The organism is Brevundimonas subvibrioides (assembly GCF_027271155.1).
Taxonomy (GTDB): Bacteria; Pseudomonadota; Alphaproteobacteria; order Caulobacterales; family Caulobacteraceae; genus Brevundimonas; species Brevundimonas subvibrioides_D.
In genome coordinates this window covers 796854-814473 of record NZ_CP114542.1, presented here as the reverse complement: position 1 = coordinate 814473, position 17620 = coordinate 796854, and the positions used below count along the sequence as shown (strand labels likewise).

Below are 17620 nucleotides of genomic sequence, written 5' to 3'. Positions count from 1 at the left end.
GCAAGGGGAGAAGGACACCGATGGTGACGCGGCCGCCTTCCCTCCCTATCTTCCACCCATGACCGTCCACACTCCCCCGCCGCCCCTGCTCGAATCCTCGGGCGTCGATCCGTCTGAAGCGCTCTCCATCCTTCAGGGGGCCCTCCACGGTGCCGACGACGGCGAGCTGTTCCTGGAACGCTCGGAGTCCGAATCCCTGGTCTTCGACGACGGTCGCCTGAAGGCCGCCGCCTATGACGCCACCGAGGGCTTCGGCCTGCGGGTCGTCGCCGGTGAAACCGCCGGATACGCCCACGCCAATGAGATCAGCGCCGCCGCGCTGCGCCGCGCCGCCGACAGCGCGTCCCTGGCCAGGTCCGGTCACGCCGGGATCACCGCCGAAGGCCCCCGCGCCACCAACCAGAAGCTCTACGACGCGGTCGATCCCCTCGCCTCGCCGGCCTTCTCGGACAAGATCGCCCTGCTGCAGGAGATCGACGCCTGGGCCCGTGCCCGCGATCCCCGGGTGGTTCAGGTGTCCGCCTCCATCGTCGGCGAGCGTCGCGCCATCGAGATCCTGCGCGCCGACGGTCTGACGGTGAACGATGTGCGGCCCCTCGTTCGGCTGAACGTCTCGGTCACGGTCGAGAAGGACGGTCGCCGCGAGACCATGTCGTCGGGGGCCGGTGGCCGCGCCGGCTTCGAGACCTGGATCCAGCCCGAACGGTGGCAGGCCCAGGTGGACGAGGCGCTGCGCGGGGCGCTGGTCAACCTGGAGGCCGTCGACTGCCCCGCCGGAGAGATGGACGTGGTTCTGGCCGCCGGCTGGCCCGGCGTCCTGCTGCACGAGGCCATCGGCCACGGCTTCGAGGGCGACTTCCACAGGAAGGGCTCGTCCGTCTTCAGCGGCATGATGGGCCAGCGCGTGGCCGCCCCCGGTGTGACCGTGGTCGACGACGGCTCCATCGCCGGACGTCGGGGTTCGCTCAGCGTCGACGACGAGGGCACGCCGACCTCGCGGACGGTCCTGATCGAGGACGGCATCATGGTCGGGCTGATGAACGACCGGCTGTCGGCGCGTCAGTTGGGCCAGCGCGCGACCGGAAACGGTCGCCGCCAGTCCTTCGCCCACATGCCCATGCCCCGCATGACCAACACCTTCATGGAGGGTGGCCGGGACAAGCAGGCGGACATGATCGCGAGCACGAAGCGCGGTCTGTATGCGGCCAACTTCGGTGGCGGTCAGGTGGACATCACCAACGGCAAGTTCGTCTTCCAGTGCACCGAGGCCTATCTGATCGAGGACGGCAGGATCACAGCACCGGTCCGGGGCGCGACCCTGATCGGCGACGGGGCCACGGCCCTGACCAATGTCTCGATGATCGGCGACGACTTCGCCTTCGACCCCGGCGTCGGCGTCTGCGGCAAGTCGGGTCAGGGCGTCCCCGTCGGCATCGGCCAGCCCAGCCTCAAGATCGGCGGCCTGACGGTGGGGGGGACGGCCGTTTAGGTCACGACCGAATTTGACGTCGCCACGTGTCACGCTTGCCGCTTCCGGTCTTTGACATCGCTGTTCCTCCACCGACGGCCGTAAACAGGTCGGACGGGTCGGACGGTGTTTTTCAGTCCGCCTGCCCTGTTTTCCAGTCCGGCCCGCGCACATCGAACCCTTGCGCCTCCAACCCGTCCAGCACGCCGCCGGGCTCGGCCAGCAGCCGCAAGGGTGCCACCGCCAAGGTCGTTCCCGGCTGATCCAGGGCACCGGCGATCGCCGTCAGCCACTGCCCCTTCAACTGCGGCCCGATCTCCGGATCGCCCCACGGCCAGCACTGGCCCAGGGCGACGTCCAGCGGATTCCCGATCACCTCGGGCACCCGCAGGGCCCGCCAGTCCTCGGCACGATGGACGAAACTCTCCGGCCCGCCCTCCGCCGCCACGACGCCCGCGGCGATACAGGGCGCATAGGCCTGCGGTGCCTGGTTGATCAGGTTGTCGACGATCTCGTCGCCTCGCACCTCTCCCACCGTCTGGCCCTCGATCCGCGCCCGCCGGGCCCCGCGCCGCACCACGTCTTCGGCATCGTCACCGCCGGGTCGATAGCCCGCCTTGTCCCGGGTCAGGTCGAAGCCCAGAAAGACGAAGCTCTGGCGTCGCCAGTCGTCGCCGTCTTCCGCCATGACGGCCTCCAGCCGCGCCTGCACGGCCGGATCGAGATAGTCGGCGCTGGTCGTCTCGCCCGGCAGTCGGCTGATTGTCCGCATCCGCCACAGCACGCGAACCAGATCGGAGGCCGAGACCCGGCCCACGGGCGGATACAGGATTCGGTCCGCCCGCGCGGTCGCCGCCTCCAGCCCCGACGGGCTCCATTCGAAACCGCGAGGCAGTCCCCGGATATTGCCGACCAGGATCAGGGACCGGTCGCCCCGACTGACTTCCCAGATCGGCGTCTGGGACCGGCGGGCCACGACGATAATGTCATCGACCTGATCCGCGTCCTGGGCCACGGCGGGCACGGCAGCACACATCAGCAACAGGCCAAGGGCCAGACCACGAATCATCGACGACTCCCTCACGACGCCCTGTGACGCTTGCAGCGCCTTGTGGCATCAGCATGGCCACAGGGCCCGCCGGCCGACAAACGCGGCCGCCGCTATACAGTCCGCGCCTGCAAGGAACACTGGATCGTTTCTCGAACAAACCGGGTTCTCAAATATCGGAGTGCATTACGGTCCTGTAATTCTGTATTCGATTTAATCCACCTGTCCGTCTTGTAACTGGAGATCGATCCACGGCATCGCCAAACCTGCCCTCGCAAACGAGGGGGCACCCCAGCCGATGACGAAGACGATCCTTTTGGCCACCACGGCCGCCCTGTTGGGTGCCGGCGTGGCGCAGGCCCAGACCGTCCCGCCCACGCCATCGGCCCAGACGGCAGCCCCGGTCGCCGAGGCCGGGCAGCAGGGCGTCCTGGTCTTCACGCCCGACTTCTTCACCGACTATCGACCCAATACGGCCCTGGACATGGTCAGCCGCGTGCCGGGGTTCTCGGCCCAGGACGGTGACGGATCGCGCGGGTTCGAAGGGGCGGTCGGCAACATCCTGATCAACGGGGCCCGCCCGGCATCCAAGAACGACAGCGGATCGTCCGTCCTCAGCCGCACCCTGGCGACACAGGTCGAGCGCATCGAACTGGTTCGCGGCGGGGCCCCCGGCATCGACATGCAGGGCTATTCCGTGGTCGTGAACGTCATCACAAAAAGCCAGTCCAGCCGCCAGTCCGTGCTGACGTGGAATGCCTTCCTGTTCGACGGCGGGCAGGATGCCTACAACGGCAACTACCAGTTCACGGCCAAGGATGGGGACCGGTCGTGGGGCATCACCCTGTCCGACGGCGTCAGCATCAGCGATGCCAACGGTCCCGGCCGCGTCGTCCGCCGCGATGCCAGTGGTGCCATTCTGCGCGACGAGTCCTACGTCAATGACCAGCAGGGCGGCGGCCAGTCCATTCGCGGCAACTATGCCGACGCCTTTCTGGGCGGCAAGATCGACCTGACGGCCCGCATCGGCCAGAACGACTATCGCAACTTCAGCCTGCAGAGCGCGCCCGGCGTGCGTCGCGACAACAGCTTCAGCGACGAAGGCACCAGCGGCGAGGTGGGCGCTGTCTATACCCGTCCCGTCCGCACCGGCCTGACCAGCGAGACGCGGTTCATCCGTGAATGGAGCGACTTCGACGACACCGCGGTATCGAGCAGCGTGATCGCAGGCGTCGCCAGCCCCGAACAGCGGTTCACCTCGGTCGGCAATGCGTCCGAGACCATCCTGCGCTCCCTGCTGCGCTGGGAACGGTCGCCGTCGATGACGATCGAGGGTGGAGCCGAGGTGGCCTACAACATGCTGGAGACCGATCAGGCCTTCACGGTCGGCGGCACACCCGTGGCCTTGCCGTCGGCCTCGGTCAAGGTCGAGGAGACGCGGGGCGAGGCCTTCACCAAGGCGACGTGGCGCGTCCGGCCCGACCTGACCCTGGAAGGCGGAATCCGTCTGGAAGCCTCCACCATCACCCAGTCGGGCGACGCCGATCAGGAGAAATCCTTCTACTTCGCCAAGCCGCGCTTCCAGGCGACCTGGACACCCATGGCCAACAACCAGGTCCGCTTCCGCTTCGAGCGTGAAGTCGGCCAGCTGGATTTCGGCGACTTCGCCGCCTCGGCCGAGCTGGACGACGACAATGTCTTCGGTGGCAATGTCGACCTGGAGCCCGAACAGCGCTGGGTCACCGAACTGGTCTATGAGCGCCGGTTCCTGGGCGACGGCATCGTCTCGGTCGGCTATCGCCACGACGAGATCACCGGCGTCATCGACCGCCTGCCGCTGCCGAACGACCTGTCGGCCACCGGCAACATCGGCGACGGCACGCTGGACCAGCTGGCGGTCAACATCTCGCTGCCGCTGGACTGGACGGGGTTCTCCGGTGGCCAGTTCACCTTCGACAACACCTGGAACAAGACCGAGGTCACCGATCCGACGACGGGCAGGACGCGGCCCATCTCGGGTGTTCGTGCGTCGCAGCCCGGGTTCACGATCAGCCAGGACATCACCAGCTGGAAGATCAACTGGGCGGCCACCTTCCTGGCCTCGCTTGGGGAGTATTCCTACGACCCGGACCAGACCTCCGGCTTCAACGGTGACGACTATTTCCAGGGCTTCGTCGAATACAAGCCGACGCCGTCCCTCTCGATCCGGGCCCAGGTGACGATCTGGAATGACTTCAACGTCGAGCGCACCGTCTATGCCAGCCGCACCGGCGGGCGGCCCGTGGCCTTCACCGAGACCCGCGATATCGACCCCAACACCTTCTACCAGATCACCCTGAAGAAGACCTTCTGATCGGAGGAGCAGCGGCCGATGCGCCGGTCGCTGGCGACCCTGACACAGATTTAATCCTCTGGTTGCCCCTGTCGTTGTAGGCGGACCCGGCCAGCCGATCCTGGGGGCGGGGGTGCGCGTACCATGTTGATTCGAGCCCTTCTGCTCGCCACGACGGCAGTCCTCGCGGTTCCGATACCGGCGGGTGCCCAGACACCCGGTCCAGCGGAGCCGGCAACGGTCGGGGACACGCCACCGCAAGGCGTCCTGATCTTCACGCCGGACTTCTTTGCCAGCTCCGGGCCGAACACCGCGCTGGACATGATCGGTCGCCTGCCCGGCTTCGGCCTCGACAGCGGCGACAACGACACGCGCGGTTTCGCGGGTGCCGCGGGCAATGTGCTGATCGACGGCGATCGCCCCGCGACCAAGAGCGAGGATCTGGACGCGATCCTTCGCCGCATCTCGGCCGACAGCGTGGAACGGATCGAGCTGATCCGGGGTGGGGCACCCGGCATCGACATGCAGGGTCGGGCCGTCATCGCCAATGTCGTGCTGAAACGCACAGTCCAGATCGAGCGGGTGATCGAGGTCAACAGCTACCTGTATCCGGACGGCTATCTGGGGCCGCTGCTGAAGGGATCGTGGTCGCGCCGCGAGGGCGACGACCAGCTGGAAGCCTCGTTCAGCGCCGGCGCGGACCGCACGGGCCAGACGGCGACGGGCTATCGTCGGCGCTTCGACGCGGCCGGGGCCCTGACCCAGGACGCGGACCTGGACCTGTGGGACCGATACAGAAGCGTAGAGGGGACCGTGGCCTGGCAGGCGCGGGTCAGTGGCGGCAAACTGCGGATCAACGCCCTGGGCAACTGGTTCGACATGGCCAGTTCGATCGACACCCATATCCTGTCGGGATTCGGCAGCGACGAGCTGAGCACCGGCGATTACAGCAGCGCCAATGGCGAGGTCGGGGCCAACTGGTCGCGGCCGCTGGGCGAGCGCGCCGAGATCGAGCTGATCGGCCTGCAGACCTATGAGACCGAGGACAGTCTGTCGGGATCGCGTACGGCGAGTGGAGGGGCCGACTTCGGGTCCGATTCGACATCGGGCGAAAGCATCGCCCGCGCCGTCCTTCGCTTTCGGCCGAACGACCGCTGGGCCTGGGAGGGCGGCGGCGAGGCGGCCTACAACTTCCTCGACAGCACAACGACCTATGCCGAGAACGGCGTGCCGGTTCCCCTGCCCTCGGCGTCGGTCAGGGTGGAGGAACTGCGGGGCGAGGCGTTCGGCCAGGCGACCTGGCGGCCCCGGGCCAGCCTGACGGTCGAGGCGGCATTGCGGGTGGAGGTGTCCGAGATCCGTCAATCGGGCGACAGCGACCGGTCCCGGACCTTCGTCTATCCCAAGCCGCGCGTGCAGCTGACCTGGACGCCGATCCCCGATCACCAGATCCGGCTGCGGCTGGAGCGCGAGGTCGGGCAGCTGGATTTCGAGGACTTCGTCGCCTCGGCCGACGTCGATCTGAACCAGGTCGAGGGCGGCAATCCCGAACTGGAGCCCGAGAAGAGCTGGGTCGTCGAGGGCGTCTACGAGCGCCGGTTCTGGGGCGAGGGCGTCCTGACCCTGACGGCATCGCACCGCAAGTGGGAAGACATCGTCGACGTCATTCCCCTGGTCGGCGGGTTCGAGGCCGTGGGCAACGTCGGGACGGGAACCTCCGATTTCCAGCAGGTGCAGCTGGCCCTGCCGCTGGACCGGTTCGGCCTCGCCAATGCCCGCTTTCATGCGCGCTACAGCTGGAACCAGTCGAGCGTGATCGATCCCCTGACGGGAGAGGCGCGGCGGTTCAGCAGCCAGCTGGCCAATGGCTGCGGGGTCAGCTTCGATCAGGACCTGCGCGGCGGCCGATGGTCCTATGGCGGTCACCATGGCTGCAATCTGGACGACTCATTCCAGTACCGGATCCGCGAGGTCCGCCGCCTGGAGACCGATCCAGACCTGACCTTCTTCGTCCAGTGGAAGCCGCGCCCCGAGCTGACGCTGCGGTTCGACGCGGGCAATGCCAGCGATCTGGAACGCCGACGCACCCGCTTCGTCTATTCCGGGCCGCGGAACAGTTCACCGCTGGCCTTCCGGGAGGACAGGGGCACGCGCCAGGGGCCGTTCGTCTTCCTGCAGGCGCGCCGGACGTTCTGACGGCAAACAGGGGCGGCGTGCGATACGCCGCCCCTGTGACCCTCAGCCCGGGGTCGAGGTCTGCGGGGCGGCGATGTTGCCGTCCTCCTGACCGCGATCGGTCGGCGTCGGCCCGGGATGGTTATTCGGATCATTCACCCCGTTCGACCATTTCGCGATGAAAAAGCTGGCCAGGATGAAGGCCACGCCGATGCCGACGCCGACCCATCCGATCGTGTTGAACGAATCGAGCGAGCTCTGCAGCGCGGCCTGCGGATTGGTCACCTCTCCACTGACCGTCTCGGTCCCGGCGAGGCCCGCGATGATACCACCCAGGAAGTGAGCGATCGACGAGGCCATAAACCAGACCGCCATCATGAAGCTGACGATCGAAGGCACCGACAGCTTGGTGATCTCCGACAGACCCACCGGCGACAGGAACAGCTCGCCCAGGGTGTGCAGCAGATAGAGGATGGCCAGGAGCACCAGCGGGGTGCGGAACGCGTCGTCCACCATGCCCGAGTTGGCACCCCAGACCACGACCAGGAAGCCCAGACCGACCTGGATGATCCCGAGGCCGAACTTCACCACCGGATTCGGATCCATCCGGCGCTTGGCCAGGAAGACCCAAAGGGCTGCGAACACCGGCGCGAAGATCAGGATGAAGCCCGCGTTGAACGACTGGGTCTGCGACGCCGTCAGGGAGGTGTCGATCCAGCTCCACCAGTTGGCGGGGACGATCCCGGCGGCGGCCAGCTGTTCCGGCGAGCCATAGGGAATGCCCAGGAAGGTGCCGGCACTGGCAGTGACGGCCAGGTCGACGTTGCGCTCGGCGAACAGGTTCAGCGAGGAACCCGCCTGTTCGAACAGGGTGAAAAACACCGCCGAGCCGAACACCAGCACCATGGCCAACATCATCCGCTCGCGCGCGACCTTGTCGCCCTTCAGCTTGGCGACGATGAACCAGGTCACATAGGCGAGCGCCGCCAGGGTGGCCGCGATCAGGCCGTAGCCGACCGTTTCGTGGCTGCGAGCGATGAACATCATCGGGATCACCGCCGCCGCGCCGAGAATGTAGATCAGCCATTCGCGGTTGATCGGCCCCACCACCGGTTTCCTGATCAACTCGGGGAAGGGGCTTTCGCCCTTGCCTTCCAGGAGACCCTTGCCGAGCACGAAGACGATCAGGCCTCCAAGCATGCCGAGTCCCGCGAGGCCGAAGCCCCAGCCCCAACCGAACGTCTGGCCCAGATATCCGCACAGCACCGCCGCCCAGAACGAGCCGAGGTTGATGCCGTAGTAATACAGGGTGAAGCCGGAATCCCGGCGTGGGTCCCCCTGGGTATAGAGCTGTCCGACCAGGGTGGAGATGTTCGGCTTCAAGAAGCCGACCCCCATGATGATCAGCGACAGGGCCAGATAGAAGGCGTTCACGCCCATCGGATCGCGTTGGACCTGCATCTCGTACTGGCCGGTCGGCACATTGGCGGGGACGGCGGCATCGGCGGGCAGGCCGGCGATGGCGAGGCCCGTCTCGCCTTCGCTATAGGCGTAGTTCTGGCCGGCGATGTTGATCTCGGTGACGCGCTCGGCGCCTCGACCCTCGACAGAGACGGCGTAGTTCTGACCACCGATGGCCAAGGTTTGACGCGCGGGATTGCCCTCATAGGCCATCAGCCCATGGCCCATGACGAGAAGGATGGCGCCGAAGATTATGGCCTTGCGCGTGCCGATGTAGCGGTCCGCGACGATGCCGCCGAGCAGGGGCAGCAGATAGACCAGCGAACCGTAGGTGCCGTACTGGCCGGTCGCGAACTGGTCGTCGAAGAGGAAATGCTGGGTTAGATAGAAGATCAGCAGACCCCGCATGCCGTAGAAGGAAAACCGTTCCCACATCTCGGCGAAGAAGCAGGTGATCAGCCCCTTGGGGTGGTTCTTGAGGATCTGGAGCAGAACCGGGATACCGGTGACCAGGGTGACGATGATGCCCAGAATGATGACGAGATTCACCGCGTGACCTCCGTCCATCGCCCTTGCTGTCGCAGACGGGGCGCGCCCGTCGGAGAAGTCCTGATCAACGCTTCACTCCCATCCAGGTGCCTGTCCCGGCGCATCGTTGCGGCATAAGCAGCACGGCGGGCAAGGCCGGACAAGCCTTATGGGTAATGAAACCGTCACGACCGCTGCGCAGGGCGGGCGCGGGCCAAGGGATCAGGCGGTGCCGATCAGGAGTGCCCACGACTCCGCCCAAAGGCATAATGAGAAGAAATCGCAACTTTCGGCGTATCGTCGCACGTTCCGTGCTGTCTGATGAAGCCACACTCGCCCGATAGGGAAATCATTTGCGCTGACGGCCTCGCCTGTCGTTATATGTTGCCATGCAACAGAAAGGCCCCACCGGACCCACCGGGTTCGTCGTTCAACCGCGCCGCCTGCCCAAGGCGGAGGCGTCCGTGCGCGTGCAGGACTTCGGCGAGATCATCGTCAAGCCGACGACCGAAAACCTGGAGGTCCAGGCCGGGCGCTGCACCGACTGCGGCGTGCCCTTCTGCCAGACCGCCTGCCCGTTGCAGAACAACATCCCCGACTGGCTGGGCCTGTCGGCAGAGAACGAACTGCGCGAGGCCTGGAAGATCGCCTCCGCCACCTCGACCATGCCCGAGATCTGCGGCCGTATCTGTCCACAGGACCGGCTGTGCGAGGGCTCCTGCACCCTGAACCAGTCGGGCTGGGAGGCCGTGACCATCGGCTCTGTCGAGGCCTTCATCGGCGACACCGCCTTCGACAACGGCTGGGTCGAGCCGATCCGTCCCCTGCATGAGCGCCCCGAGAGCGTCGGCATCGTCGGGGCCGGCCCCGCCGGCATGGCCGCCGCCGACCGCCTGCGCGAGCAGGGTTATCAGGTCACCGTCTACGACCGCCATGACCGCCCGGGTGGCCTGCTGATCTATGGCATCCCCGGCTTCAAGCTGGAGAAGCGGGTCGTCCAGCGCCGGATCGATCGCCTGATCGACGGCGGTGTGACCTTCGTCACCCACTGCAACGTCGGAACGGACGTCACTCTGACCGAACTGCGCGAAAGGCACGACGCGGTCCTGTTGGCCATGGGCGTCTATCAGGCCCGGGCGCTGCAGGTTCCGGGTGCGGGCCCCGGCGACACCCTCCCCGCCCTGGACTTCCTGATCCACCAGAACCGCCGCGACCTGGGCGAGGCGGACGACGCCACCGGACATCATGCGCGCGGTCGCAACGTCGTCGTCATCGGCGGCGGCGACACGGCGATGGACTGCGTCCGCACCGCCATCCGCCAGGGGGCCGAGAGCGTCACCTGCCTGTACCGCCGCGACCGCGAGAACATGCCCGGCTCGGCCCGCGAGGTCCTGAATGCGGAGGAAGAGGGGATCCATTTCGAATGGCTGGGCGCGCCCAAGGCCCTGATGAGCCGCGACGGTTCGGTCTCGGCCGTCCGCGCGGCGCGCATGGCCCTGTCGGAACCCGAGTTCGGCAAGCGCCGCGAGATTGTGCCGGTTCCGGGGGCCGATTTCGACCTGAAGGCCGACCTCGTCATCGAGGCGCTGGGCTTCGAGCCGGAGGATTTCGCCGCCCATCACGACGAACTCAGCCTGACCGAATGGAACACGGTGGCCACCGCGCGGTCCGGCTTCGCCACCAGCCTGCCCGGCGTCTATGCGGCGGGCGATGCCGTGCGCGGAGCCTCGCTGGTCGTCTGGGCCGTGCGCGATGGCCAGGACGCTGCCGCCGAGATCGATCGTTATCTGAAGGCCCGCACCCAGGAGCAGGCCGCATGACCTGGCTGACCCGATACCAACAGGACCGGCAGCGGCTGATCGACGCCCATGCCTATGAACCGGCGTCGGAGAAGGATGCGTGCGGGGTCGGCCTGGTCGCCGCCATCGACGGTGTGCCGCGCCGCGAGGTGGTCGAGCTGGCCATCAAGTCGCTGAAGAATGTCGCCCACCGGGGTGCGGTCGATCCCGACGGCCTGTCGGGCGACGGGGCCGGCCTGATGGTCGAGGCCCCCCAGGCCTTCTTCGCCGAACAGGTCCGCGTCATCGGCCAGACCCTGCGGCCCGGCCCGATCGCCATCGGCCAGATCTTCCTGCCCCGCACGGATCTGGGGGCTCAGGACCGCGCCCGCGCCATCGTCGAGACCGAGGTCCTGCGGGCCGGTTTCACGATCTACGGCTGGCGCCAGACCCCGATCGACCTGGCCGTCGTGGGCTCGAAGGCCGATGCGACGCGCCCCGAGATCGAGCAGATCATGCTGGCCGCCCCGGCCGATCTGATTGACGATACCGAGGCGCTGGAGCGCGAGCTCTATCTGATCCGTCGGCGCATCGAGAGCGCGGTCATCGCCGAGAGCGTGCCGGGCTTCTACATCTGCTCGCTGTCGGCGCGGTCACTGATCTACAAGGGCATGGTCCGGGCCGAGCTGCTGGATCAGCTGTATCCCGACCTGCTGGACCCCACCTTCCAGTCCGCCTACGCCATCTTCCACCAGCGCTATTCGACCAACACCTTCCCCGAATGGCGACTGGCCCAGCCGTTCCGGATGCTGGCCCACAACGGCGAGATCAATACGCTGAAGGGCAATCTGAACTGGATGCGATCGCACGAGATCCGCATGACGGCCCAGGCGTTCGGCGAGCATGACGGCGACGTCAAGCCGGTGGTCCAGCCGGGCGGGTCCGATTCCGCATCGCTCGACAACGTCTTCGAGGTTCTGGTTCGCGCCGGCCGCCCGGCACCCATGGCCAAGGCTCTCCTGATTCCCGAGGCCTGGGCCCGCGACGAGGGCCTGATGAAGGCCGAACACCGGGCGCTGTACGCCTATTGCAATGCGGTGATGGAGCCGTGGGACGGCCCCGCCGCCATCTGCGCCACCGACGGGCGGTTCATCGTCTGCGGCAAGGACCGCAACGGCCTGCGCCCCCTGCGCGCCATGGAGACCCACGACGGCCTGCTGCTGGCCGGGTCAGAGGCCGGCCTCGCCGGACTGCCGGAAAGCCGCATCAAGCGGCGTCTGCCCATTGGTCCCGGCCGGATGATCGTCGCCGATCTGAAGGCGGGCGTCGTGCTGGACGAGACCCAGGCCATCGACGCCCTCGCGGCCGATCATCCGTATACGGAGTGGCTCGAGAACATGGTCGATCTGGAGCCGCTGATCGGCCCCGGACCCGAGCCCCGCGCCGCCACCGGCGAGGCCCTGACCCGCCGGCAGATCGCCGCCGGCTTTTCCCGCGAGGACCTCGACCTGCTGCTCGATCCGATGATCAAGGACGGCAAGGAGGCGGTCGGCTCCATGGGCGACGATGCGCCCCCGGCGGTGCTGTCTGCCCTGCCCCGGCCCCTGGCCCACTATTTCCGGCAGAACTTCAGCCAGGTCACCAACCCGCCCATCGATCCCTTGCGCGAAGCCGGGGCGATGAGCCTGAAGACCCGCTTCAAGAACCTCGGCAACATCCTCGCCGAGGAGGAGGCCCAGACCAACGTCTTCGTGCTGGACAGCCCCGTGCTGACCACCGGCATGTACGAACGGATGCTGGACGTCGTCGGCGCCGGTTCGACCGTGGTGATCGACTGTTCCTATCCCCTCCCGGCCGAAGGCGACCGCCCCGGCGCGGGCCTGCGCGCCGCCCTCGACCGCATCAAGGACGAGGCCGAGGAAGCGGTTCGTGGCGGTTGCGGCCTGATCGTCGTCACCGATGAACGGGCATCGGAAAGCCGCCTGTCCGTGCCCATGATCCTGGCCACGGCCGGGGTCCATGGCCGGCTGACGGACAAGGGACTGCGCAGCTTCGTCTCCATCGTCGTGCGCTCGTCCGAGGTGCTGGACCCGCACGGGTTTGCCGTCCTCGTGGGCGTCGGGGCCACGGCCATCAACCCCTGGCTGGCGCAGGAGATGTTCCAGGAGCGTCTGGATCGCGGGGCCTATCCCGGCCTTGCCCTTCGCGATGCCTGCCTGAACTACAAGGCCGCACTGGAAGCCGGCCTGATGAAGACCCTGGCGCGCAAGGGCATCAGCGTCATCTCCGCCTACCGCGGCGGTTGCGAGTTCGAGGTTCTGGGCCTGTCGCGTGCCGTCACGGCCGAGTTCTTTCCCGGTGCCCCGTCGCGCATCTCCGGCATCGGCCTGGCCGGTCTGGAGCGCGCCGCGATCCAGCGCCACACCGCCGCCTGGACGGAGACCACACCCTCGCCCGCCATCGGCGGCTTCTTCCGCATCCGTGCGGGCCAGGAAGCCCACGCCTATGAGGCCAAAGTCATCCACCTGCTGCAGGACGCCTGCAACCGGGGCGACTACAAGCGCTTCAAACAGTATTCCGATGCCGTCCGCGACCAGCCCGACCTGGCCCCCCGCGACCTGCTCGACTGGCGCGAGGGGCTGAAGCCCGTTCCCGTGTACGAGGTCGAATCCGTCTCGGATATCCGAAAGCGGTTCCTGACACCCGGCATGTCTCTGGGCGCCCTCAGCCCCGAGGCGCACGGCGTGCTGAACATCGCCATGAACCGCATCGGGGCCCGCTCGGTCTCGGGCGAGGGCGGAGAGGATCCGGAGCGCTACGCGACCCGACCCGACGGCGACAACATGAACTCGGCGGTCAAGCAGATCGCCTCGGGCCGGTTCGGCGTCACCGCCGAATACCTGAACCAGTGCCGGGAGATCGAGATCAAGATCGCCCAGGGCGCCAAGCCCGGCGAGGGGGGCCAGTTGCCTGGCTTCAAGGTCACCGAGTTCATCGCCCGGATGCGCCATTCGACGCCGGGCACGACCCTGATCAGCCCGCCGCCGCACCACGACATCTATTCGATCGAGGATCTGGCCCAGCTGATCTACGATCTGAAGTCGATCAACCCCGACGCCCGGGTGACGGTCAAACTGGTCAGCGCCTCCGGCATCGGGGCCATCGCCTCCGGTGTGGCCAAGGCCAAGGCCGACTGCATCCTGATCGCCGGCCACAACGGCGGCACCGGCGCCTCGCCCCAGTCCTCGATCAAGCACGCCGGCCTGCCGTGGGAGATCGGCCTGGCCGAAACCCATCAGGTGCTCAGCCTGAACAACCTGCGCAGCCACGTCGTGGTCCGCGCCGACGGCGGCATGAGGACCGGCCGCGACATCGTCATCGCCGCCATTCTGGGGGCGGAAGAGTTCAACATCGGCACCGCGTCGCTGATCGCCATGGGCTGTCTGATGGTGCGCCAGTGCCATTCCAACACCTGTCCCGTCGGCGTCTGCTCCCAGGACCCGCGCCTGCGCGAGAAATTCACCGGCACGGCGGACAAGGTCGTCAACCTGTTCAGCTTCATCGCCGAGGAGGTCCGCGAATACCTGGCCATGCTGGGCGCGCGGTCGCTGGACGAGATCGTCGGGCGTACCGACCTGCTGCGTCAGGTCCGGCGCGGCGGGGCGCATCTGGACGACCTCGACCTGAACCCCCTGCTGGTGCGCGTCGAGGCGGCCGAGAAGAAGCTGTGGGCGGAAAAAGGCCGCGCCGAAGTCCCGGAAACGCTCGACGCCCGCGTCCTCAACGATGCCTGGGCCTTCCTGGATCGTGGCCAGACGTCCGAACTGACCTATCCGATCTCCAACGTCATGCGCACGATCGGCGCCAGCGTATCCTCCGCCATCGTCCGCCGCTGGGGTCCGACCGGGCCGACCGGCGTCCTGACCCTGAAGCTGCAGGGATCGGCCGGCCAGTCCTTCGGCGCCTTCGGGGCAAAGGGGCTGAAACTGGAACTGACCGGCGAAGCCAATGACTACGTCGGCAAGGGGCTGTCGGGTGCCGATATCGTGGTTCGGCCGATCGAATGGCGCGAGCACCAGCCGGCCGTCGGCAACACCACGCTGTATGGCGCTACCTCCGGCCGCCTGTTCGTGGCCGGTTCGGCGGGCGAGCGTTTCGCGGTGCGGAACTCGGGGGCCGAGGCCGTGGTCGAAGGGGCCGGGGCCCATGCCTGCGAATATATGACCGGTGGGCGGGTCGCGATCCTGGGTCCGGTCGGCTGGAACCTGGCGGCCGGGATGTCGGGCGGCGAGCTGTTCGTGCTCGACGAGGCGGGTCGCACGGGGCTGGCGCTCAACGGCGACCTCGCCTCATTCGCCCCGGTGACGGCAGCGGCGGCCGAGCGTCTGAAGGCCCTGATCGAGGCGCATGGAGCCGCAACCGGATCGCCCCTCGCGCGGCGCTTGCTCTCAGCCTGGTCGGACAGCGTCAAACGCTTTGTCCGCATCGTCCCGACCCCTGTGGCCGAGGCGGAGCGCAAACTTGACCATGGCGAAGCGGTCCCCGCATGATCGCCGTTCACCTCTAGCTCCCTGAGGCCTCCCCGCCGATGACGCTCCCCACGCCTGACCTCCTCGCCCATCAGGCGCCGCTCGTCCTCGACGGGGCGGGCACGGCGTGGATCCTCGTCTCCACCGCCTTCGTGCTGATGATGACCCTGCCGGGACTGGCGCTCTTCTACGGCGGCATGGTCAGGAAGAAGAACATCATCGCCACCATCGCCTCGTCGACGGCCGCCCTGATGGTGGTGACGGTGCTGTGGTTCATCGTCGGCTACAGCCTCTCGTTCGGCACCTCGGGCGACGCGACCAACCCCTTCATCGGCGGCTTGCAGGCCCTGTTCCTCGACGGCGTCCGCATCGACACGGCCCACAGCCTGGCCCCCGGCCTGCCGGAATATCTCTGGATCGCCTATCAGCTGACCTTCGCCATCATCACCCCGGCCCTGATCGCCGGGGCCTTCGCCGAGCGGATGAAGTTCTCGGCGTCCCTGCTGTTTTTCGGCCTGTGGCACCTGATCGTCTATGCGCCGATCTGTCACCAGGTCTGGGGCGGGGGCTACCTGGGGTCGTGGGGCGTGCTGGACTTCGCCGGCGGCGCGGTCGTCCACGTCAATGCGGGCGTGGCCGGCCTCGTCTGCGCCCTCGTGCTCGGCCCGCGCCACGGCTTCGGGCGAGACAACATGGCGCCGGCCAACCTCGCCTACACCGCCATCGGCACGGGCCTGCTGTTCGTCGGCTGGCTGGGCTTCAATGCGGGCAGCGCCTGGGCCGCCGACGGCATCGCTTCGGTCGCCGCCCTGAACACCCTCATCGCGCCCGCCGCCGCCGCTCTGGGCTGGATGACCATCGAGTGGATCGAGAAAAAGCGCCCGACCCTGCTGGGGCTACTGTCCGGCATCGTCGGCGGCCTGGTCGCCATCACCCCGGCAGCCGGCTTCGTCGATCCCAAGGGGGCCTTCCTGATCGGCCTGATCGGCGGTCCGGCCTGCTACGCGGGGGCGGTCTGGCTGAAGCACGCCCTGAAGTATGACGACAGCCTCGACGCCTTCGGCATCCACGGCGTCGGCGGCATCGTCGGCGCCATCCTGACCGGCCTCTTCGCCACCACCGCCGTCAATGGCGTGGCCGAGGGAGCGGATGTGGTCAAACAGATCGTCGGGCTCGCCGCCGTCATCGCCTGGAGCGCGGCGGGGACCTTCCTGGTGCTGATGATCTGCAGGTTCACGACCGGCCTGCGCGTGCCACGAGACGGCGAGGTCGAGGGCCTCGACTACTCCCAGCACGGCGAGAGCCTCCACTGATCCACTTCCTTCTCCCGAAAAGGGAAAAGGATTCTTACGCTTCTGTAACTTGCCGCGCCCGTTGCCGGGTGACAAGCTTGCTTGACTGACAGGGGTGCCATCATGCTTACGATCAAGAATCTGGTTCACGTCTATGGCAACGGGACGCGGGCCCTCGACGACGTCTCCCTGACGGTGCCGAACGGCATGTTTGGCCTGCTGGGTCCCAACGGCGCGGGCAAGTCGACGCTGATGCGTTCGATCGCCACCCTGCAGACGCCGACGTCCGGCTCCATCGACTTCGACGGCATCGATGTGATCGCGGAGCCGGAGAAGCTGCGCCGCACCCTCGGCTATCTCCCCCAGGATTTCGGCGTCTATCCGCGCGTCTCGGCCTGGGACATGCTGGATCACATGGCGGTGCTGAAGGGCATTGCGTCCGGCAAGGATCGCAAGGAAACGGTCGAGACCCTGCTGAACCAGACCAATCTGTGGTCGGTGCGCAAGAAGGCCCTGGCGGGCTTTTCCGGCGGCATGCGCCAGCGCTTCGGCATCGCCCAGGCCCTGATCGGCAATCCGAAATTGATCATCGTCGATGAGCCGACGGCGGGGCTCGACCCCGAGGAGCGCAACCGCTTCCTGAACCTGCTGGCCGAGATCGCCGACAACGTCGTCATCATCCTGTCCACCCATATCGTCGAGGACGTCGCCGACCTGTGCCCGAAGATGGCCGTTCTGGCCGGTGGCAAGATCCAGCTGGAAGGGGCCCCCGCCCAGCTGATGGAACAGCTGAATGGCCGGGTCTGGAAGAAGACCATCGACAGGGACGCGCTGCCCGAACATCGCGAAAAGTACGAGGTCATCTCGACCCGGCTGTTCGCCGGCAGGACCGTGATCCACGTCCTCAGCGACCGTCGTCCGGGCGAAGGCTTCGAGCCGGTGCCGGGCGGGCTTGAGGACGTCTATTTCTCGACGCTCAGCGCCTCGCGCAAAGTCGCGGCGTAAGACC

General features: G+C 67.4%; 9 protein-coding genes. 7 read left to right on the top strand and 2 right to left on the bottom strand.

Going from position 1 to position 17620, the window contains the following annotated elements; all coding sequences use genetic code 11:
- Window positions 1-58: 58 nt before the first annotated feature.
- Window positions 59-1489 (top strand): metalloprotease TldD, encoded by a 1431-nt coding sequence (tldD, locus tag O3139_RS03995; RefSeq protein WP_269515634.1) that lies wholly within the window; start codon window positions 59-61, stop codon window positions 1487-1489.
- Window positions 1490-1601: 112 nt separating this feature from the next.
- Here tldD and O3139_RS03990 read toward each other — a convergent pair whose 3' ends face one another.
- On the bottom strand, window positions 1602-2537 hold the full coding sequence (locus O3139_RS03990; protein ID WP_269515633.1) for a TraB/GumN family protein: 936 nt from the start codon (window positions 2535-2537) through the stop codon (window positions 1602-1604).
- Between the two features lie 277 nt (window positions 2538-2814).
- Here O3139_RS03990 and O3139_RS03985 point away from each other — a divergent pair, with 277 nt between their 5' ends.
- Together O3139_RS03985 and O3139_RS03980 are read left to right on the top strand one after the other, a co-directional pair.
- A complete protein-coding gene (locus tag O3139_RS03985) occupies window positions 2815-4869 on the top strand; it encodes a TonB-dependent receptor plug domain-containing protein (RefSeq protein ID WP_269515632.1) in 2055 nt (684 codons plus the stop codon).
- Window positions 4870-4992: 123 nt separating this feature from the next.
- Complete coding sequence (locus O3139_RS03980) at window positions 4993-7044, top strand: TonB-dependent receptor plug domain-containing protein (RefSeq protein WP_269515631.1); 2052 nt, start codon at window positions 4993-4995, stop codon at window positions 7042-7044.
- A gap of 42 nt (window positions 7045-7086) precedes the next feature.
- Here the strand turns inward: O3139_RS03980 and O3139_RS03975 are convergent, their stop codons facing one another.
- Window positions 7087-9033 (bottom strand): peptide MFS transporter, encoded by a 1947-nt coding sequence (locus O3139_RS03975; RefSeq protein WP_269515630.1) that lies wholly within the window; start codon window positions 9031-9033, stop codon window positions 7087-7089.
- 368 nt (window positions 9034-9401) lie between these two features.
- On the opposite strand from O3139_RS03975, the gene O3139_RS03970 reads away from it, so the two are divergent.
- From O3139_RS03970 to O3139_RS03955, 4 genes are all read left to right on the top strand, one after another.
- Window positions 9402-10832 (top strand): NAD(P)-dependent oxidoreductase, encoded by a 1431-nt coding sequence (locus O3139_RS03970; protein ID WP_269515628.1) that lies wholly within the window; start codon window positions 9402-9404, stop codon window positions 10830-10832.
- Window positions 10829-15340, top strand: a complete 4512-nt coding sequence (gene gltB, locus O3139_RS03965) for a glutamate synthase large subunit (protein WP_269515627.1) — start codon at window positions 10829-10831, stop codon at window positions 15338-15340. Before O3139_RS03970 ends, gltB begins: the two co-directional genes overlap by 4 nt.
- A 38-nt stretch (window positions 15341-15378) precedes the next feature.
- Entirely contained in the window at window positions 15379-16632 is a 1254-nt protein-coding gene (locus O3139_RS03960) for an ammonium transporter (protein WP_269515626.1), read from the top strand.
- A 102-nt stretch (window positions 16633-16734) separates the two neighbouring features.
- Entirely contained in the window at window positions 16735-17616 is an 882-nt protein-coding gene (locus O3139_RS03955; protein ID WP_269515625.1) for an ABC transporter ATP-binding protein, read from the top strand.
- The last annotated feature ends 4 nt before the right edge of the window (window positions 17617-17620 follow it).